This window comes from Alphaproteobacteria bacterium LSUCC0684 (genome assembly GCA_041228335.1).
GTDB lineage: Bacteria > Pseudomonadota > Alphaproteobacteria > Puniceispirillales > UBA1172.
The window spans coordinates 2,180,839-2,199,537 of sequence record CP166130.1; the positions used below are offsets into that span (position 1 = coordinate 2,180,839).

General features: G+C 50.3%; 17 protein-coding genes. 9 read left to right on the forward strand and 8 right to left on the reverse strand.

Annotated elements, in window-relative coordinates; genetic code table 11:
• Positions 1-4: 4 nt before the first annotated feature.
• From AB8880_10465 to AB8880_10485, 5 genes are read right to left on the reverse strand one after another with little or no spacing between them, the layout of a single operon-like run.
• The gene (locus AB8880_10465; GenBank protein ID XDZ65338.1) at positions 5-1,108 is read right to left on the reverse strand and encodes a mandelate racemase/muconate lactonizing enzyme family protein; all 1,104 of its coding nucleotides are present in this window, start codon (positions 1,106-1,108) and stop codon (positions 5-7) included.
• Positions 1,105-2,211 (reverse strand): mandelate racemase/muconate lactonizing enzyme family protein, encoded by a 1,107-nt coding sequence (locus tag AB8880_10470; GenBank protein XDZ65339.1) that lies wholly within the window; start codon positions 2,209-2,211, stop codon positions 1,105-1,107. The genes AB8880_10465 and AB8880_10470 overlap by 4 nt, the downstream gene beginning before the upstream one ends.
• Positions 2,208-3,320: a mandelate racemase/muconate lactonizing enzyme family protein gene (locus AB8880_10475; GenBank protein XDZ65340.1), complete on the reverse strand. Its 1,113-nt coding sequence runs from the start codon at positions 3,318-3,320 to the stop codon at positions 2,208-2,210. The genes AB8880_10470 and AB8880_10475 overlap by 4 nt, the downstream gene beginning before the upstream one ends.
• Positions 3,317-4,399, reverse strand: a complete 1,083-nt coding sequence (locus AB8880_10480; GenBank protein XDZ65341.1) for an alcohol dehydrogenase family protein — start codon at positions 4,397-4,399, stop codon at positions 3,317-3,319. The genes AB8880_10475 and AB8880_10480 overlap by 4 nt, the downstream gene beginning before the upstream one ends.
• Entirely contained in the window at positions 4,396-6,855 is a 2,460-nt protein-coding gene (locus AB8880_10485; protein XDZ65342.1) for an FAD-dependent oxidoreductase, read from the reverse strand. The genes AB8880_10480 and AB8880_10485 overlap by 4 nt, the downstream gene beginning before the upstream one ends.
• 61 nt (positions 6,856-6,916) lie before the next feature.
• Between AB8880_10485 and AB8880_10490 the strand changes: the two genes are divergently transcribed.
• Genes AB8880_10490 through AB8880_10500 form a run of 3 tightly spaced genes read left to right on the forward strand, consistent with a single transcriptional unit; the run spans position 6,917 to position 10,358 of the window.
• Positions 6,917-7,804 carry a MurR/RpiR family transcriptional regulator gene (locus tag AB8880_10490; GenBank protein XDZ65343.1) on the forward strand — a complete coding sequence of 296 codons (888 nt, stop codon included), beginning with the start codon at positions 6,917-6,919 and terminating at the stop codon, positions 7,802-7,804.
• Complete coding sequence (locus AB8880_10495) at positions 7,801-8,898, forward strand: aromatic ring-hydroxylating dioxygenase subunit alpha (GenBank protein XDZ65344.1); 1,098 nt, start codon at positions 7,801-7,803, stop codon at positions 8,896-8,898. Before AB8880_10490 ends, AB8880_10495 begins: the two co-directional genes overlap by 4 nt.
• A 17-nt stretch (positions 8,899-8,915) precedes the next feature.
• On the forward strand, positions 8,916-10,358 hold the full coding sequence (locus AB8880_10500; protein XDZ65345.1) for an aldehyde dehydrogenase family protein: 1,443 nt from the start codon (positions 8,916-8,918) through the stop codon (positions 10,356-10,358).
• A gap of 74 nt (positions 10,359-10,432) precedes the next feature.
• Here AB8880_10500 and AB8880_10505 read toward each other — a convergent pair whose 3' ends face one another.
• Together AB8880_10505 and AB8880_10510 are read right to left on the reverse strand one after the other, a co-directional pair.
• A complete protein-coding gene (locus AB8880_10505) occupies positions 10,433-10,861 on the reverse strand; it encodes a hypothetical protein (protein ID XDZ65346.1) in 429 nt (142 codons plus the stop codon).
• 445 nt (positions 10,862-11,306) lie between these two features.
• Complete coding sequence (locus AB8880_10510) at positions 11,307-12,188, reverse strand: ABC transporter substrate-binding protein (protein ID XDZ65347.1); 882 nt, start codon at positions 12,186-12,188, stop codon at positions 11,307-11,309.
• Positions 12,189-12,499: 311 nt separating this feature from the next.
• On the opposite strand from AB8880_10510, the gene AB8880_10515 reads away from it, so the two are divergent.
• The 6 genes from AB8880_10515 to AB8880_10540 all read left to right on the forward strand — a co-directional run bounded on the left by AB8880_10515 (position 12,500) and on the right by AB8880_10540 (position 18,001).
• Positions 12,500-12,643: a hypothetical protein gene (locus tag AB8880_10515; GenBank protein ID XDZ65348.1), complete on the forward strand. Its 144-nt coding sequence runs from the start codon at positions 12,500-12,502 to the stop codon at positions 12,641-12,643.
• 221 nt (positions 12,644-12,864) lie between these two features.
• A complete protein-coding gene (locus AB8880_10520; protein XDZ65349.1) occupies positions 12,865-13,713 on the forward strand; it encodes a hypothetical protein in 849 nt (282 codons plus the stop codon).
• A 151-nt stretch (positions 13,714-13,864) separates the two neighbouring features.
• Positions 13,865-14,890 (forward strand): glycosyltransferase family 9 protein, encoded by a 1,026-nt coding sequence (locus tag AB8880_10525; protein ID XDZ65350.1) that lies wholly within the window; start codon positions 13,865-13,867, stop codon positions 14,888-14,890.
• An 88-nt stretch (positions 14,891-14,978) separates the two neighbouring features.
• The gene (locus AB8880_10530; GenBank protein ID XDZ65351.1) at positions 14,979-15,704 is read left to right on the forward strand and encodes a glycosyltransferase; all 726 of its coding nucleotides are present in this window, start codon (positions 14,979-14,981) and stop codon (positions 15,702-15,704) included.
• Positions 15,705-15,737: 33 nt separating this feature from the next.
• Entirely contained in the window at positions 15,738-17,069 is a 1,332-nt protein-coding gene (locus AB8880_10535) for a flippase (protein ID XDZ65352.1), read from the forward strand.
• Positions 17,066-18,001, forward strand: coding sequence for a hypothetical protein (locus tag AB8880_10540; GenBank protein XDZ65353.1), 936 nt, complete (start codon positions 17,066-17,068; stop codon positions 17,999-18,001). Before AB8880_10535 ends, AB8880_10540 begins: the two co-directional genes overlap by 4 nt.
• On the opposite strand, the gene AB8880_10545 is transcribed toward AB8880_10540, so the two are convergent.
• Positions 18,002-18,652 (reverse strand): IS1595 family transposase, encoded by a 651-nt coding sequence (locus AB8880_10545; protein ID XDZ65354.1) that lies wholly within the window; start codon positions 18,650-18,652, stop codon positions 18,002-18,004. It lies immediately after the preceding gene.
• Positions 18,653-18,699: the final 47 nt, after the last annotated feature.

The window sequence follows — 18,699 nt, forward strand, 5'->3', positions numbered from 1 at the left end:
CTGTTCAGTCCACTATCACATCCGCTGGCCCGAGGAGATCAAGATCAGGCTTCACGCCAAGGCCTGCGCCTTCAGGGGCGGTGATGCGCCCTCCTTTGCGTGACGGTGCTGCCGGATCCAGTCGCGGCCCCACATAGCCGGAAAGATCACAGACATTAAGCAATCGTCCCGGTTCCGTTGTAATCCCGAGATGCAGGGCAGCAGCGGTGGTGATATCACTGCCCCAGGTGTCTTCAATACACATTCTGGCCCCGAGATGCAGGCAGAGATCACGCGCCCGCCGCATTGCTGAAATCCCGCCAAATTTCGATAATTTGAGCGCCACCGCATCCATGATGCCAAGGCGATACCCTTCGAGAAGAGAGGCGGTATCATAGGCGGATTCGTCGAGCTTCATCGGCAAACCTGTTGCCGCTCGCACCATTGCGCATTCAGCCATCGTCCGGCACGGCTGTTCCAGCATGATATCAAGCCCTGAAACCGCTCGGCCGACCCGGCTTGCATCAAGCTGGGTTGCGCCGCAGTTCCAGTCCCCATAAACAAGAGGCCCAGCACCGACCGCTTCACGCACCAGGGAAAGACGTGCAGCATCTGCCTCCCAATTCTGATCTGCGCCAAGCTTCACCTGAAACTGCGTGATGCCCTCTTTCTGGGCATCACGGGCGATGCGTGCCATCTCTTCAGGGGCGATACAGGTGATCGAATGATAGAGCGGCATATCCGCCTGCCGCCTGCCGCCAATAAGGGCATGAAGAGGCAGATCTGCCACCTGTGAGGTAAGATCCCAAAGCGCCATATCCAGCGGTGACTTGACGTAAGGATGACCTTGAAGATGGGCATCGACTTTCCCCATTACCGCTTCCGGGCCTATTGGGTCACTGCCCAGCAAGACCGGGGCAAGTTCGGCAACGGCCGGAGCAATACCCCGGGCATAGGCAGGCAGATAGTGCGGGATGGGGCAGGCCTCACCCCAGCCGCGTCTGCCGCAGGTCGTCTCAATCGAAAGAACAACGGTTTCGACCGTCGCGCAGGTCTTGCCTTCTGCCATGTAATAGGTCTCATGGCTGGTAAGCGGAATATGCCAGATGGAAATGCGCTTTATTTTCATTTGAACACCATTAAAGGATTGCCAAGACTGCCTTCATCAGGATGCACCCCAAGACCCGGAACCTCAGGCAGTTGAAGATGGCCATCCCTGTTCCGCGGCCCGCGACCACCGGCGATATCCACGGTCAGCATGTCCTGGCACGCCCATACCGCGTGACAGTTCGCATCGGGGATGGTTGCGGCCAGATGCAGGGCTTCGGTGTCGGCCAAGACAGAACCACCCGTAGCCATGATGAACATGTCTATACCATGGGCAAGAGCGATATCCCGCATGCGGGCAGCCTTGGTCAGCCCGCCCACCCGATTGAGTTTGATCCCGAATATCTCCGCCAGCCCCTCCCGGGCCACCCGCGCCGCATCCTGCAGGGTGACCAGACACTCATCCACGCTGACGGGGGTTGAGTGTTTACCTGAAATGGAGGCGATATCGTCCAGGGTTTCTCCGGGTTGCTCGACCATGATATTCAGGTCTTCAACCGCGCTCAGCACCCGCAGCGCCTGCTGGCGGGTCCAGCCGCGATTAACGTCATAGAGCACGATCTCGCCTGGCTTGCGGATCTCTTCAACATCACGGATACGGGCAATGTCACGTTCAACATTGCCGCCGATCTTGACCGAGTGGGCAATGTAGCCTCGCGCCCGATATCGTTCAATTACCTCCCGGGTTTCCTCTACTGTCTTGGCACCTACCGATGAAGCGATCGGACGCGGGGTGCGTGATCCGCCACCCATCAGGTCAGCGATCGGCAATCCCGCCGCCTGCCCGGCTATATCCCAGCAAGCCATATCTATGGGGGATTTGGCGTAAAGATGGCCAGGAAGTGAAAGGTCCATGGCGCGTTCCACATCAAGATACCGGCGGGGGTCAAGCCCGAGGATGAAAGGTGCCATGGTCTCAATCCCGGCCCTGATACCCGGTCCGTGGGCGGGGACATAAGTGTGCCCCCAGGGCGTGCCCTCCCCCCAGCCGACGAGACCTTCATCAGTTTCAACCTTGACCAGGGTTGCGTCCAGCACTTCAAACTTCAGCCGCCCACCGGAAAGCCAGTAGGGATGCTCAAGCGGCAGATCAACCTGATATACAGTAATTCGTTTGATCTTCATGGCGCAACCCAATAGGTAGCCACTGGAGCGCCCAGACTTTCAAAGTCCGGCACCACACCAAGCCCGGGGGCATCGCTCGCAAAAAGCTTTCCATCCAGAACCTCGGGGCCGCCTTTACCTGTGCTGGCTGTGTTGTAATTCATCAGGTCCGTTGAGTTGATCAGAAACTCCTCTGGCGTTGATGCCGCGAAATGCGCCACCACTGCGGTGGTAATTTCGCCACCCCATGTATCTTCGGCAACAACGGGCATGCGGTTTTCCACCAGATAGTCGCGCACGCGCCGGGCCTTGCTCAACCCGCCAAGATTGGAAATCTTGAGGCAGCAGATTTCCGCGCCGCGATCATGGACGATCTGTTGCGCCACCTCCATCCCCGTCAGGCATTCGTCAAGTTTCATCGGTTGCGTTGCCACCCGTCGCACCTGCTGGCATTCCGCGTATGTTTTACAGGGTTGTTCGAGGATATAATCGAGATCCCTGGTGGCCCGCACAACACGGATGGCGTTGTCCACCCGCCATCCCTGATTAGCATCCGCCATGGCCTTCTCTCCCGGCAATAGAAGCTCCACCCCCGCGCGGATGCGGTGGATATCTTCAGCCCAATCCATCCCAACCTTGATCTGGAACTGCCGGTACCCTTGTGAACGATGGGCTGCCATTTCGGCTTTTGTTTCCTCAAGTGGTTTCTGCGGCGCGACCCGATACATCGGTGCCCCATCGGTCAGTTTTCCACCCATCAGCATCCATAGCGGCTGATCGCTTGCCTGCCCCAGAATATCCCAGCAGGCGGCATCAAAAGGTGCCTTGGCATAGCCATGTCCCTCTATAAGATGATCCATCAGTCGTTCGATTTTTGTCACCTGACGGGGATCTTCGCCAAGCAATGATGGTGCAACAAGCCTTGCCAGCGCCTCAACGCCCTCAGAATGAGCGCGCATGTAATTTTCCCCGCAAGGCGTGAATTCACCGCATCCCTGAAGGCCGGCATCGGTATCGATTACCACCACCGATGCTATCGCAATCTTCAACATGTTACCCGCTCCCCAGACATAGGTTCCGCCAACATAAGGAAGAGCTTTCTTGTAGATACGGATGCGCGTGATCTTCATGGGCAGACCACAATATTGCCGGTATGTTTTTTCTCGATGAACGCGGCTTGCGCTTCCCGCAACCGATCAAGCGGATAGACTGCCGCCAGCACCGGTTTGACCGATCCATCCTCGATATATCGAACCAGCCTGGTCATGACTTCGGGATCTATCACCGTTGATCCGGTAAAGGTCAGGTCACGCAAGTAAAAGGTGCGCAGATCAAGCTCGACCATTGGCCCGGCTATCGCACCTGAACAGGTATAGCGTCCGCCGCGCTCAAGGACATCGATCAGTTGTGGCCATATAGGTCCGCCGACGATATCTGCCACAACGGTGATGGTTTCGCCCTTCAGTTCCGCCTTGAGGTTTGTGGGCGCGCGCGGTAGCACCCTTGCCGCACCCAGCGCTATTACCTCTGGCTGCTTTGCTTCAGAGGCAAGAGCAATCACGCGGGCACCCCGACGTTTTGCCAGTTGCACAAGCGCGCTGCCGACGCCTCCGGATGCTCCGGGCACCAGCACCGTATCCTTGCCCGTGACCCCAGCCCTTGTCAGCATCCCTTCTGCCGTTGAATACGAGCAGGAGAAGGTAGCAAGTTCCGCATCCGAAAGGCTGGAGTTGACCGCAAGAGCGTTTGATGACGGGATCACCGTATATTCGGCAAAACCGCCATCACTTTCCGAGCCAAAATACCCAGTCTTGTTCTTGTTGTCTGGATCGTTTTCATCACGCAGCCAGTTATCCGTAATCACCCTCTCCCCAATCCGGGATGGATCCACGCCTTCGCCGACATCGACAATCTCACCGCAGACATCCGCGCCCTGTATCCGGGGAAAGACAATCGGGGTGCCGCCCCAGGCGGGATCTTCGCTGTTGACTTCAGCAAAGGCGCCACCGGTGGTCGCTTCGGTCACGGCCTTGGAATACCAGCCCGAACGCGTGTTCACGTCGGTGTTGTTGAGCCCGCAGGCACCAACGCGGATGAGCACTTCCCCCGGGGCAGGAGCAGGACAAGGCCAGTCTTCATGAAAGACCATCTGGTCCAGGCCGCCATGGCCCATGGTCACCATAGCCCGCATTGTCCGAGGGGTTGTCATGCCACCGCCTCCTTTCCTTGATCGGCCCGAGGCAGTAGACTTGCCGGGTCATATACCGGACCTTCCAGCACGATGGCGGAGCGTCTTCTGCCTGCAATAACAACCTCAAGCGCTGTGCCCGGCCCGGCGGCATACGGTTTGATATAGGCAAAGGCAAGAATTTTCCCGACCGTATGGCCAAAGACAACCGACGCCGTCGAGCCTACCACCTGATCATTCATGAGCACCGCTTCCCCGCCATTTCCATCTTCTACGCCATCAGGTTCAATCTCCAGATAGGCGCAGACCCAGGGAAGGTTGTTCCTATTGGCCAGGGTGGCGTCCTTGCCCAAAAAGTCCTTGTCTTTATGGACAAAGCGCATCACACCTGCTTCGGGCAGGGTGACTTCATTGGTCAGTTCACTTGCGCCCTTGAAGGCTTTCTCCATTCGCATCACATTCATGGCGAATGATCCATAGTCGGTGATCCCGTATGATTCTCCGGCTCGGGTCAGCGCCTTGTATACATCAAGGCAGGCGGCGTTTGGCATATGAAGCTCCCAGCCAAGTTCGCCCGCATAGGACATCCTGAGTGCCCAGACCTGATGACCGGCGATCGTTATTTCCTGACCCGTGAGCCAGCGGTAATTTGCGTTATCAAGCCGTGCATCAGTGCATTGGGTGAGCACCTCTCGTGTCATCGGGCCGTTGATCGCCAGCGCCGACCAGTCGCCTGAAAGTGCGTCTATCGTCACCTTCTCATCGCGGCGGTGCTGCTCAAGATGGTCAAGAAGTCGCTGCTCAAAAAACGCCGCACAGACGAGATAATAGCAGTCCTCGCTCATTTTCAGGATGGTTGTTTCAACCTCAATCCGTCCACGTCTGTTCAGCATATGAGAAAGGGCAATCCCACCCACCCTTGACGGCAATTTATTGGCGGTAAGCCGGTCAAGCAGATCATGCGCATCCGGCCCGCTGACAAGAATTTTTGTAAAGGCGGTGATGTCCATAATGCCAACGGATTGGCGCACGGCCCTGACTTCATGCGCCACCATGTCATGCACCTCATTCCGCCGGAACGAGTAGTGATCTTTCTGCGTAACACCTCCTCGGGCAAACCAGCGTGGCCGCTCAAAGCCGTAAACTTCCTCATGCACCGCGCCTTTTGACTTCAACAGCTCATATAGAGGAGAAGTCTTGACCGGCCTTCCTGCCAGCCGATTGAAATGAGGAAACGGGATTTCATGGCGCAGGCAGTAATCCTCCTTTGCCTTGATGATCTGCCATTCCTTGGTGGCGTAGCTTCCAAAACGTCGTGGGTCATACTCCCGCATGGAGATATCGGCGGCGCCATGAACCATCCAGCGTGCCAGTTCACGCGTCAATCCCGGCCCCCAACCGATGCCGATCTGGGTGCCGCAACAGCACCAGTAATTCCTAACCCCCGGGGCCGGGCCGATCAACGGGTTGCCATCAGGCGGGTGCGATATTGCCCCATGCACCTCGCGGGTGATCCCCAGATTTGCCAGGACAGGCATCCGGTTGAGGCTTTCTTCAAGCCAGGGCATGACGCGTTCGTAATCAGGATCAAAAAGCTCGTTTTCCGCATCCCACGGGCAGTGATCTTCCCAGACAGTGTTCGGATTTTCCTTCTCATAAATCCCGATCAGCCCCCTCTTCTGTTCCATGCGGATGTAGCCTGAAACCTTGCGGTCGTCTCGGATTACCGGAAGTTCGCGTTCCAGATCAGCAAATTCAGGCACCGGTTCGGTGACAAAATAATGGTGCGTCATCGACGTCATGGGCAGTTGCAAGCCAGACCATTCCCCCATCTGGCGTGCATAGGTTCCGCCGGCATTGACCACATGCTCGCAACGAATTGACCCCTTTTCGCTTTCAACAAGCCACTCACCACAAGCCAACTGGGTGATGTTCGTGGCGCGGCACCGCCGGATAATCCGGACACCAAGATTTCGTGCCCCCATGGCCATCGCCATGGTGACATTGGACGGATCGACATGCCCATCATCAGGCGTGTGAAGTGCGCCAAGCACCCCTTCAAGATTATAGAAAGGATGCAATTCAGCCACCCTGGCCGGGCCAACAAGCTCAATATTGAAACCAAGCGCCCGCCCCACGGAAAGCGTATGCCTGAGCCAATCCATCTCATCTTCTGTATAGGCCAGCCGGAAGGACCCGCAGCCATGCCATGTCACCGGCTGTCCTGTTTCGGCCTCAAGACCACCAGCATAGAGCCCGATGTTGTAATCGACGCATTTGCCAAGACCGAACGAACTGGTTGAATGCGTGATCTGCCCCGCCGCATGCCAGGTGCTGCCGCTGGTAAGCTCGGCCTTTTCGAGAAGGACAACATCGGTCCAGCCTTCATGCGCTAGGTGATAGGCCAGCCCGCAGCCCATCACCCCGCCACCAACAATGACCACTTTTGCCTGCGCCGGAAAATTCTCTTCAGCCATACCATGCCTCATAGAAATATAGTCTGGACAGCATAATAATACAAATATACCATAGTCAATCATGAATGAGACAAATGTATTATTTCCTGTTCTTGAGCGTCTTGCCGGCGAGTTGACCGATCTCACCCCTGAAGTGCGGAAGGCGGCAACATATGTTCTTGAGAATCCCCAGGATGTCGGGGTGCTGACCGTGCGTGAGATTGCCAGCGCCGCCAAGGTGAATCCGAACACGGTTGTGCGGATGGCGCGGCAGGCAGGATTCAAGGGATATGATGATTTCCGCGCGCCGTTCCGTGATGCGATCCGCAAGGGGGCAGCGGAATTTCCTGACCGTGCCCGATGGCTTCAGGATGTTCGGAAAAAGGGAGCTTTGGGCGAAGTCTATGCCGATATGGTCCAGCACGCATTGAGCAATATCGAAGAGACCTTTGCCGGCATTTCCATCGAACAGCTGGTAGCGGCGGCAACCGCGATCTGGGAATCGCGCAATGTCTACACACTTGGAGTTGGTGTCAACAATTCCAACGCGCGCAATTTCACTTATCTGGCGTCAACGGGCATGGTGCAGTTTCACGCCATCCCCCGCCCGGGATCAACACCGGTGGATGATCTCGCCTGGGCGGATGAGAGGGACGTACTGATTGCGATCACCTGCAAGCCTTACCGGACTGAAGTGGTCGAGGCGGTGAAAATCGCCGCCGAGCAGGGGATGACCATTATCGGGATTTCCGACAGCCCGGCCAGCCCGATTATCCGTGGTGCCGATCACGGGTTTAACATTTCGGTTGAGACGCCGCAGTTCTTTCCGTCTTCGGTCAGCATCGTCGCACTTCTGGAAACCCTTTTATCGATTGTTGTTTCGGTTGCCAGTGAAGAAATTGTTGATCGGGTGGAGAAATTCCATCAACGACGACATCAACTCGGCCTTTATGTTGAGGACAGTCAATGAGCCAGCCAATCCTGTCGCTTGAAGCGCAGTTTTACACCGACCCGCAGATTTTCGAAATCGAGCAGCGAGGGCTGCTTTCCGAGACCTGGCAGTTTGGCTGCCATGCATCGGACATCCCGTCTCCGGGCAGTTATATATGTTTTGAGATTGCCGGTGAGAGTCTCTTTGCCATGCGCGGCCGTGATGATGAAATCCGGGTCTTCTACAATGTCTGCCAGCATCGCGCGCACCAACTGATCAAGGGCCGTGGCCGCGCCCCTTCTATTGTCTGCCCATATCATGCGTGGAGCTATAATTTTGATGGTAGCTTGCGTACAGCTCCAAATATCGATGTCGTCGACGGCGTGGACACGTCACGCATCTGCCTTACCGAAGTGCGGGCTGAAGAATTCCTCGGCTTCGTTTTCATCAATCTCGACCCGGATGCCGCCCCGATGGACGAATGGTTTCCGAATGCACGGGCTGAGCTCATGGAATGGGTGCCGAACTGGGCTGAACTCAGGCCCCTTGAATGGGTGGAAGTGGAAGAGAGATGCAACTGGAAGGTTTCGGTTGAGAATTATTCGGAATGCTACCATTGCTCGCTTAACCATCCGACCTTTTCAAATGGTGTTGTCAAGCCCGAAACCTATGATATCCAGCCGCAAGGGAAATGCCTGAGGCATACGACGGAATGCCAGAACCTTGCCGACATGACTTATGATATCCAGTCCGGTTTTGCCCACCATGACCAGTATTCGAGCTGGTTTCTGTGGCCGATGTTCAGTTTTCAGGTCTATCCGGGCAACGTGCTCAACACCTATCACTGGCGCTCCATTGGTGTCGACCGCGTCATTGTCTGGCGCGGCTGGTATTCTGCCGGAGGCGCCGAAAACGCGACGGTGCGCAAACTTGCCATTCAGGACCGGCAGACCACGGTTGAGGAAGATATCCATCTCGTCGAGTCCGTCCAGCGCGGGCTTAAATCTCGTGGATATCGCCCGGGCCCGCTCGTGATTGATCCCGAATGCGGCGTCAATTCAGAGCACCCGATCATGCATCTGCAACGCTGGATACGGGAGGCGGTTGAGCCTGCCAAAGACCCCGGGGCATGATCTGCGGAGGTAATGAGATGAGATACTACCAGAACTATATCAACGGCAAATACATCGATGGTGGCGCAGGAAGGATTGACGTGACCAATCCGGCCACTGGTGAGGTGATTGGCCAGCATGCGCTTGCTGATGCGGCGGATGTGGACAAGGCGGTGGCCGCTGCGCGCGCCCTTCACGTGTCGGGACGGTTTTCCGGCTTAAGGCCGGTGGAACGCGGGCGCATGGTGCAAGCCATGGGCCGATATCTTCTGACAGAGAAGGATGAGCTCGCGGCACTCCTTACGCTCGAGCAGGGCAAACCCCTATGGGAGAGCCATATCGAGATCGAAGGAGCGGCCCGGTATTTCGAATATTACGGCAATCAGGCGGAAACCGTTGAAGGCAGATCAATCCCCCTCGGGGATGGGTATCTTGATTTCACGGTACATGAACCTTACGGCGTTTCCGCCCAGATCATCCCGTGGAACTATCCGGTTGAAATGACCGCCCGTTCACTTTCAGCGGCGCTTGCCACCGGCAATGCCACGGTCATCAAGTCCCCTGAACTCACCCCGCTCACCCATTACATCTTTGCCCGCGCCGCCGAAACTGCCGGCCTGCCGGATGGGGCCGTCAATTTCCTCTGCGGTCTTGGGCATGAGGCTGGCGCGGCGCTTGCGTCCCATCCCGGGGTCAACCAGATCGTCTTCACGGGATCGGTGGCGACCGGCATCGCGATTGCTACCGCGGCAGCGCAAAATATCGTCCCCGCTGTGCTTGAACTAGGGGGCAAATCGGCTGCGATCGTGCATGAAGATGCGGATCTTGACGCGTTTGAACATGACCTCCGCTGGGGGATCTTCTTCAATGCAGGGCAGGTCTGCTCGGCCATGTCGCGGGTTATCGTGCATTCATCCCGACATCAGGAGATGCTGGAACGGGCGGCGAAGGTAGCCAATTCCCTCAAGGTGGATGAGGGCAGCAACCTGCCCGAGTTTGGCGCCAATATGGGGGCGATGGTCTCAACCGCCCAACGTGACCGCGCCGAAGCCATGATCGCCAACGCCGAATGCGAAGGGGCGAAGATTATCACCGGCGGGCATCGGCTCAACCGCGAAGGGGCGTTTCTCGAGCCCACCATCCTTGCCTGTGAGGCCGATACAAGCATCGCCCGAGAAGAAGTCTTCGGCCCGGTCCTGAGCGTCATCAGTTTTGATGATGACGAGGACGCCATCGCCAAGGCAAATTCAACCGAATACGGGCTGGTGGCAGGGATCTTCACACGTGATCTTGACCGCGCAACGGCCGCGGCTAGCCGCCTAAGAGCCGGGCAGGTTTTTGTCAATGAATGGTATGCCGGCGGGGTTGAAACGCCTTTCGGTGGCTATGGCAAATCCGGCTATGGCCGCGAGAAGGGCCGCGAAGCTTTATGGAATTACGTGCAGACCAAGAACATCGCCATCCGCTGTCGTCAGCACTGACCCAAACCAGACAATCAAAACACACCGAGAGACATTTCACATAAAATATAATTGGCATGTAACAAGATCAGTTTTCAGCAATCTGCAATATACGTAGCAGCCTTGTCAGCCAGCCCTGTACGATATTGGAGTATTGAGAGCTTATCTGTACCCCTATCAAATATATAGAGTTCAATAGTTGACAAAACTAAGGATAAGAAAATCATAGTAGAACCTTCAGAGAGAAGGATAACATTTCCACCTGAGTTTTTAATGCTTTTTCCAGCACCAAACTCTATATCGTAAGAACCATCTGACTCCCTAATTAATCTATTTACCCCACCACTATAACCATCGTTCACCCAGCGACCACTAGTATCTAAAGTATTAGGGAAATAATAGGCTTTTCCGTGTGCCTCACCACAACTAATAATTGTTTCAGCACTCACTTCGGATATTAGCGTTAAAGGTATAATTGCAATAACTAGTTGAAGTTTTTTGTAAAATTCCTGTATTTTTGCCATTTTCTATCCCCCTCTAGAGTTTTGCTAAAAATTTTTTAGGCTTAAATCGAAAACAATAAGTGTTCAGAATAAGTTAAAAAAATGAATATTTTATTAATTTTTCAATTTTTTATAGCTGTAATCAATCGAAATAATTAACTCAATAATAGAATGTATATTTTGGTAAAAAATAGAGCCAGAGAATGATTTCTAATCTTGCTTACGCGCTTGAACCTTGTGACCCCTCAATCTTATGAAATTATCCCCGGAAAAATCATATTTTCAGAATGAGCATGGGTTTCCAGAAAGTGCGGAATAGCCCGACCTTGGGGCAGCGGTTCATCACTACCTGGGGTCAGATCGGCGTAATCGATCATAAAGCCGCGCGGTTGGCTAAAGACGCCGACCTCAGGACTCGCGTATCCGGGCCCGCAGCATTCCATGATCTTATCTCCCTTGCCGTACCCTATGAAAGCCTGAGGCAGATTTCATCATAGGCATGACGCCGCGTGATCTTGCCGTCATGGGCGAAGATATCGAGCATGGCCTCAAACCCCGCATCGGTGATATGCATCTCCGGTGGCCAGCACCCCATATTCTGATAAGCGGCGATGCAATCGGCCAGCACATCCTCATCAATATTTGGGAAAAGAGGCTTTTCTGCTTTGGCGATATCCCGTGCCGAGGTCGTGTTCATATAGACCCTTGTCTTGGCATAGGCCCGCATGAACGCCGCCCCCTCCGCGCTCACAAGCCATTCGGGCATGGCCGCGAGGCTGGAAAACGCGCAAGACCCAACCATCGGGCCGAGCGCGGCCACGATAAAGCCGATACCATCGGCTTCGAGTTGTTGCGGGGCCGGGCCTTGCTGGTGGATATACTGCCCCCTGCCTTCCCGGAAGGCGGCGTCCATCTCCTTGGCGTTGCCGGCATCGATCATTTTAATGCGCGAGATATCTATCCCCGCCTTGTGGCAGGCATATTTGAACATGGTCATGGGCTGGCCACCGTGATGCACCAGCACCTCCGCGCCCTCGAGGGAAGACCAGGAAAAATCCGGATCAACCTCACGTCCGGTGAGGAAGAACCCGTCCATATCGTTGATCAGCGCGAAATGCCTAGCCTTGGGTGCCTCGCCTTTTTCAAGGGACGAAAACCCCTGACTGATGGTGGACTGAACGACATGGGCTGTACCATCATCCAGCGCTTTTAATGCCGAGACGCCAGGCTTGGCGACGCTCCAGTCACACTCAACCCCCTCTTCTTCCAGAAACCCGCCGGTGATTGTTGAGATCAACGGAGAATAGAACGCGGAAAACAGGGTAAACTGGATATGTATCTTGGCCATGGGTGCAATGCTCAAATGGTTGGATCAACCCTTATACCATCATTTTTTGACCACCGATGCAATGGGGGGTGTTGGTGGGCAGGCTGTATTTAACATAGACAATATCATTTGGGTTGAGGGTGTGTATAATCGCTACAGGAAGAATATAGAGAACATGAATCCAATATAGTAAGGCTTTAATCGATGAAAAAAGCACTGATCACGGGTGTGACGGGGCAGGACGGGGCGTATCTAGCGCGGTTGAGATCGCGGCTGGCGGAAATGGGGGTGCAGCTGGCGCGGGTGATCTCGAAGCGGTGAAAGCAGCGGTCATGTCGGCAATTGCCGAAAACCTGGCACAGTTCAAACACCCGCGCGAGATCGTTTTTGTCGACAGCCTCCCACAAAATAGCATGGGCAAGGTCCAGAAAAACATTCTCCGCGATGCGTATAAGGGGGTGATGGACCGGGGGTAGGGTGATTGCAGGATGATGCCTTAAGAAGTCAGTCAAAAAAATGAATGAATTTAAAGTTGTTCTGTATCAATTCACCAAATATACATAGAAGTGGTATAGAAATGCTTGTTTTTCTGCATGTTGATTTTGATATCAAGAAAGACTAACCCTTGTGAACCCAATCGACCTAAAGTCTTATACATAATCCAATGCATTCAATAATTATCAGAAAAATTCTTTACATGCTACGGAGGCTGGAAGGTGTAAACAAGGTTGAAAACCTGAATTTTAATGACTGCATCCAGATATGTTTTTCACCGTCTGATATTCATCTGGGTGATGTCCTGTTCTGGCTGCCTACACTTGTTATGATCAGAAAACAGGGCGTTGACCAGAGTATTGATTGGGGTGAAAAATCTATCCTAATTTCCCAGGAAATGGATCATTATCTGAACGCACCTTATATATCTGGCGAAGACAAGACTCCAAACAGTATCGGTTTTGCCAACAGCCTCAGCCGCCAGACTCATAATGTGTGGTTTTCTCCTTTTGACCTGGATTTGAAAGACAGTATTGCACAGAGCATTTTTTTACTTTTTGCAAATCATATTGAGAGGCTGGGTAAACCAGTTGTCAGTTTTCAAGACTGTATCGAAAAGGTCAAACAGCCTGGTTTTTTCAACACAGCCCCCTCACCCGAACTTGAAGAAATGGCATACGGGGCCAGCGTTGTCTGTCTTGATGCCGTTGCAAGGCAAAATCTTGCCAGACCGAAGCGTGACAAAATCCTCCAGAGCATATCACATCAGCATGATCATAAATTTCTGTTTATCGGGACAACACCAATCGGGACACTTCCAGAAAACTGTATCAACGCTATTTGTCGGTTTAGCCTGCCGGAATTGATGTCGCTACCGAGGTATGGTGCAAAAAACTTCATTGGCTTTGATAATTTCTGGGCACATTATTTCTCCTTGCATAACATCTCCTGTGAGATCACTTTTCGAGGTGCTTACTCACAAAAATCACATCAATTTCATCTCCAGTATTGCATCGATGCATTCAAGGATAACGACGACAACCCACTTTGACACCATTGAGCTGGATACTCCTTGATCTCTTTTTTGCCTTTGAATGGACACCATGAAATTATCAAATTAATATTGAAATTTCATGCTAACCAGCAAATCAGTCATCCTGTATTGACTGACACAGAAAGACGCCTGAGGTTGATGTAAAAAAATGAGAATTTTGTTCATCAAATTTGGTGGCATTGGCGATGTTATCCAGGCAGCGGCAGCATTAAGTGCGTTCCGCATCGAAAACCCTGAGTTTCATGTGGAATGGGTGGTCGGCGAAGGAATTGCACCTCTGCTGTCCAAGATGGCAGTGGCTGACAAAATTCATGCGATTGATGACCAATCCCTGGTTACTGGCCCAACCTTGAAAAGAGCATGGATATTAGTCAAGGTAGCGTTCTTTCTTTCTAGTCAGGGGAAATTTAACCAGGTTATCGTCGGGTATAATAACTGGAAATATCGGCTACTCCCGGCATTTGTCCAACGCAATCAAACAAGGCACTTTTCCTCACAATCAAACAGACCGTCCCCGCTGCAGCATCGCAGCAGGGTCTATGAATATTTCCGATTGCTGACATCCGAGGAAGGCAAGGAACTGAATATCACCAAAGCCATGCAAACAATTGGGACAACCCTGTCTGAAGCACTGCAATCTCCCGCCTGTTTTTTGCCTGATAAGTATATTGTCATTGTTCCCGGGGGGGCAAAAAATCACATCAGTGATGATTTCCTGAGACGCTGGCCCATTGAGCATTACCGATCCCTGTCAGAAAAGCTTATTCGGGAAGGTGCCAATATTGTTATTGCTGGCGGGCCTGATGACACATGGGTATCCGACACCTTTACAGACCTGCCTATTTATGACCTTGTTGGAAAAATTGACCTTTTGGAACTGTTTTCTGTGATGAATGTGTCACAGATGGTCATAACACATGACACAGGCCCTCTTCATATGGCTGTGATGAGCAAGGCACCGTTGATTGCTGTTTTTGGCCCAACCCCCTGCCATGCAATCATCCCTGCGGGGCGCGAAAAGACAATCATTCATCATGCCCTTTATAGTGTTCCTTGCGCCCCATGTTACAGCGGAAAAAATTATGCCCCGTGCGACAGACCGCTCTGCATGGAAAATGTAAAACCTGAGCATGTTTTCAATTCTGCAAAACAGTTTATGAGAAAGAGCACATAAGTTTGTCTCAAAATCATCTGCACAATCGGTTTGATTATAAAATCAGAACCTTTATCATCATCAGATTTTCACCTTTGTGGACAGGGTCATGTTAACTGTCTGCGTCGTCACCTTTAATGCTGAACACTGCATAGAAAAGACACTCCGCAATCTGGTGAAAAACAATGTTGTCACAAGAATTATCGTCAAGGATGGGTTATCGCATGACCGAACACCCGAAATTGTGAACACTTTTGATGACAGTCGTATAGAGTTTGTTTCAAGAAAAGATAATGGTATTTATAATGCCATGAATCAGGCCATGAATATGGTCAAAGATGGATCATATTTTGTTTTTATTAATGCCGATGACATACTGATCAATGAAAATTTTGATGCGGTTAATTTTACAGGACATGATGTTTTCATTTCACCTGTTATCTTGTCCCAAAATGGCAAACGCATAAAAATTCACTGCCCTGATATCACAAAAATCAACAGGATGAATGTGCATCATCAGGGTTTTTTCTGCCGTAAATCAGCACATACCCCACGCTTTAATCCATCACTGGGTTTGCTCGCCGACCTTGCGTGGATGCGTGAGGTCATCAATTTTTGCGGCCTTGAAAAGGTATATTGTGCTGATATTCCGCTTTCTGAGGCAACTCTTTGCGGTGTTTCTGATCGCCAACCCCAAGCACGCATTAAATCAAGGTTTTTATACCATGCCTATTTCAAGTCGAATATATTCCGTGATGTTAATTTGTATAAAGACATTACAAAATTGATTTTCGGCCAAAGAATAAAATTGCTGGTCAGAAAGATCATAAACTGAAGCCATGAAGGATATCTACGAGGCCCCTTATCAATGAAAATGTCATTCTTGCCACATTTCCTTAAGAGACATGTTGAAGGAAGGCCATATCTGGCAAAAGTTTTCGCCAATATCGGCTGGCTTTCTTTCGATAAATTTATCCGTATGGGTGTTGGGGTTTTTATCAGCGTCTGGGTTGCCCGCTACCTAGGCCCAGAACAATTCGGACTGCTAAATTTTTCCACCGCATTTGTTGGTTTATTTGGTGCCATATCTGCTTTGGGACTTGAGAGTATCGTTGTTCGAGATCTTGTTGAAAAGCCGCAAAACGCATCCAAGACTCTTGGAACTTCATTAGTGATGCAAGTAACTGGAGGTGTCCTTTCTTACTTTTTTATAATTTCCGCGATTTTTATCTTAAGGCCAGATGACAAACTTTCGCAAATCGCTGTTGCTATCCTTGGATTGATGATGCTTTGCAAGGGTGAAATCGCCGTTTATTGGTTTGAGTCTAAGGTTCAATCAAAATATACAGTATGGGTCCAAAACAGTGTTTTTTTATTATTTGCAACCATTAAACTGGTATTGATTATTCATAATGCAAACTTGATTTTCTTCGTATGGGCTGTTTTTGCCGAAGTAGCTCTTGTTGCTTTGTTACTTCTTTATGTGATGAATCGAAAAGGACCAGCATTAAAAAATCTAAGGTTTAACCTTGACTGGGCACAACACCTGTTAAAGGAAAGCTGGCCGCTCATACTTTCTGGGATATCGATCTCGATTTATATGAAGATCGATCAATTAATGCTTGGGCAAATACTAAATGACAAAGCAGTGGGTATTTACAGTGCGGCTCTGCGATTTAGCGAAATTTGGCATTTCATTCCAATAGTTATTGTTGCATCTGTCTTTCCAGCAATTGTTTATGCAAAAAATGTATCCGAAAGTTTGTATAACGAGCGCATGCAGAAACTTTTCAATTTAATGATTACCATTAGTTTGTTTTTGTCCCTTCCTATGACTTTCCTTGCAAAACCTCTAATGCACTTTCTATATGGTCCAGCATTCGAGGAGGCAGGTACGGTGCTCGCCATACATATTTGGTCCTCTGTTTTTGTATTTATTGGTGTTGCCAGTAGCAAATGGATGGTCATTGAAAATCTTCAATTGATCACATTGCAAAGGAGTATTTTGGGCGCAGTTGTGAATATCGGACTCAATATGTGGCTTATACCCATTAATGGCGTAATTGGCGCCGCATCTGCTACTATAATTTCATTTTCTATATCAACGTATTTTGCTGATGTCATTAACACAAAAACACGTAAATTATTTATGATGAAATCTCGCTCTCTATTTTTTATGTCTTTCATGAAAATGGGGTGAAAGGAAAATTTGAAATGAAAAAATATTTTTTAAGTTTTGCAGATAGTCGACTTCATCGTTCCCTTAAGAGAATAATATACCAAGCAGAAAATATGGCATTTTTTGATGAATGCTATGGTTTAAACGAGAAAAACCTTCCTGTTGAATTTAGATCTCAATTTAAGGATCAACTATTCCCTGGATCTAGGGGATATGGGTACTGGTCTTGGAAGCCTGAGATAATCAATAACATTTTAGATAAAATTGATTTTGGAGATGGCTTAATCTATGTCGATGCCGGCTGCCACCTTAATCTAAACGGACGAAATAGATTAAAGGAATACTTTGATATACTAGAAAAGACAGAAAGCGGGATAGTTGCATTTCAGGCCAATAAACCATCACCTGAAAATTCAACACTGATTTATGATGGCCGAAAGTTATTTGATCAATCGAATTATCAATGGATAAAAGGCGATTTATTTGATCATTTTCGCGCTAGGGGGAAAAGAGAATATACGCATTCGCAGGCAATTGGAGCTGGAATTATTTTAATTAGAAAGTGTAATAAATCACTTAAAATAATTGATGAATGGCGGCAGATTATTAGAAATGATTTTAATTTAATTGATGACACACCATCGGTTTCAACAAATTTTGATGGGTTTATTGAGCACCGTCATGATCAGGCTATTTTTACTTTATTATGTATAAAATATAAGGTGAAAACCTTAAGCTCTTATGAATTGTGGATGCCCAAAAAGTTTAGCCTCACCTCGAGGTTTAAACCTGATTGGAAAACCCTTAAAAACTTCCCGATACATGCGAAAAGAGATCGAGATTTTGGTTTTAAAGAAAATTTCAAAGTAAATTTCTTTTTTTATACTAGAAAATTCCAGAGAGTTAAAAAAATTGTATCAGCTTATCTAAAAATAAGGGGCTGTACCAGATAACTAGCCCATATGTTTGTTAACCCATTGTTTGACTTGTTTTAATTGCGTCTGTGGTGATGGGTTGTTGAATCGCCACTCGCACTCCTTTAAAAATAGCGGAAAATGCTTGGCAGGAATACCGTTAAATTTACGCATATGCCGTTTCGCCTGGTTCCAGAAGTTCTCAATGCCGTTAATGTGGTTTTTCTTATCTGCAAACAATACTGAATGATTAATGCGGTAATGCTTAAATTCAGATACATCAAGGACATTGTATCCACGCCAGCAATCTGAATATACGATGCTATCAGGCATAATACGATCTTCTATGATAGGTATAAGCGTTTGACCTGACGCATCTGGAATGATCTGTGTGTAAACCTTACCGCCACGTTTGAGGATACCAAACACAGGAACTTTGCCCGCAGAACCTCGCCCGCGTTTGCCTTTACGTGTGCCTCCAAAGTAACTCTCATCCACCTCAAATTCACCTGAAAGCACATCGTTATTTTGCGTCTCAAGGGCGATGATTTCCCGCAGACGATGAAAGTAATATGCTGCTGTTTTGAAGTTTACACCCACCAAATCAGCGGCACATCTCGCCGTCGTTCCCGCAACATAATGCTCCATCAATTTAGTCTGCTTCAATCGGCTTAATCTGCTCTTTCTCATCACTATACCTATAACTTGTACTAGTTATCTGGTACAGCCCCAAAAAT

Excerpts from the sequence above, each read along its gene's own strand:
- AB8880_10465 (XDZ65338.1), bottom strand. The coding sequence starts at position 1,108 with ATGAAAATAAAGCGCATTTCCATCTGGCATATTCCGCTTACCAGCCAT.
- AB8880_10470 (XDZ65339.1), bottom strand. The coding sequence starts at position 2,211 with ATGAAGATCAAACGAATTACTGTATATCAGGTTGATCTGCCGCTTGAG.
- AB8880_10475 (XDZ65340.1), bottom strand. The coding sequence starts at position 3,320 with ATGAAGATCACGCGCATCCGTATCTACAAGAAAGCTCTTCCTTATGTT.
- AB8880_10480 (XDZ65341.1), bottom strand. The coding sequence starts at position 4,399 with ATGACAACCCCTCGGACAATGCGGGCTATGGTGACCATGGGCCATGGC.
- AB8880_10485 (XDZ65342.1), bottom strand. The coding sequence starts at position 6,855 with ATGGCTGAAGAGAATTTTCCGGCGCAGGCAAAAGTGGTCATTGTTGGT.
- AB8880_10490 (XDZ65343.1), top strand. The coding sequence starts at position 6,917 with ATGAATGAGACAAATGTATTATTTCCTGTTCTTGAGCGTCTTGCCGGC.
- AB8880_10495 (XDZ65344.1), top strand. The coding sequence starts at position 7,801 with ATGAGCCAGCCAATCCTGTCGCTTGAAGCGCAGTTTTACACCGACCCG.
- AB8880_10500 (XDZ65345.1), top strand. The coding sequence starts at position 8,916 with ATGAGATACTACCAGAACTATATCAACGGCAAATACATCGATGGTGGC.
- AB8880_10505 (XDZ65346.1), bottom strand. The coding sequence starts at position 10,861 with ATGGCAAAAATACAGGAATTTTACAAAAAACTTCAACTAGTTATTGCA.
- AB8880_10510 (XDZ65347.1), bottom strand. The coding sequence starts at position 12,188 with ATGGCCAAGATACATATCCAGTTTACCCTGTTTTCCGCGTTCTATTCT.
- AB8880_10515 (XDZ65348.1), top strand. The coding sequence starts at position 12,500 with ATGTCGGCAATTGCCGAAAACCTGGCACAGTTCAAACACCCGCGCGAG.
- AB8880_10520 (XDZ65349.1), top strand. The coding sequence starts at position 12,865 with ATGCTACGGAGGCTGGAAGGTGTAAACAAGGTTGAAAACCTGAATTTT.
- AB8880_10525 (XDZ65350.1), top strand. The coding sequence starts at position 13,865 with ATGAGAATTTTGTTCATCAAATTTGGTGGCATTGGCGATGTTATCCAG.
- AB8880_10530 (XDZ65351.1), top strand. The coding sequence starts at position 14,979 with ATGTTAACTGTCTGCGTCGTCACCTTTAATGCTGAACACTGCATAGAA.
- AB8880_10535 (XDZ65352.1), top strand. The coding sequence starts at position 15,738 with ATGAAAATGTCATTCTTGCCACATTTCCTTAAGAGACATGTTGAAGGA.
- AB8880_10545 (XDZ65354.1), bottom strand. The coding sequence starts at position 18,652 with ATGAGAAAGAGCAGATTAAGCCGATTGAAGCAGACTAAATTGATGGAG.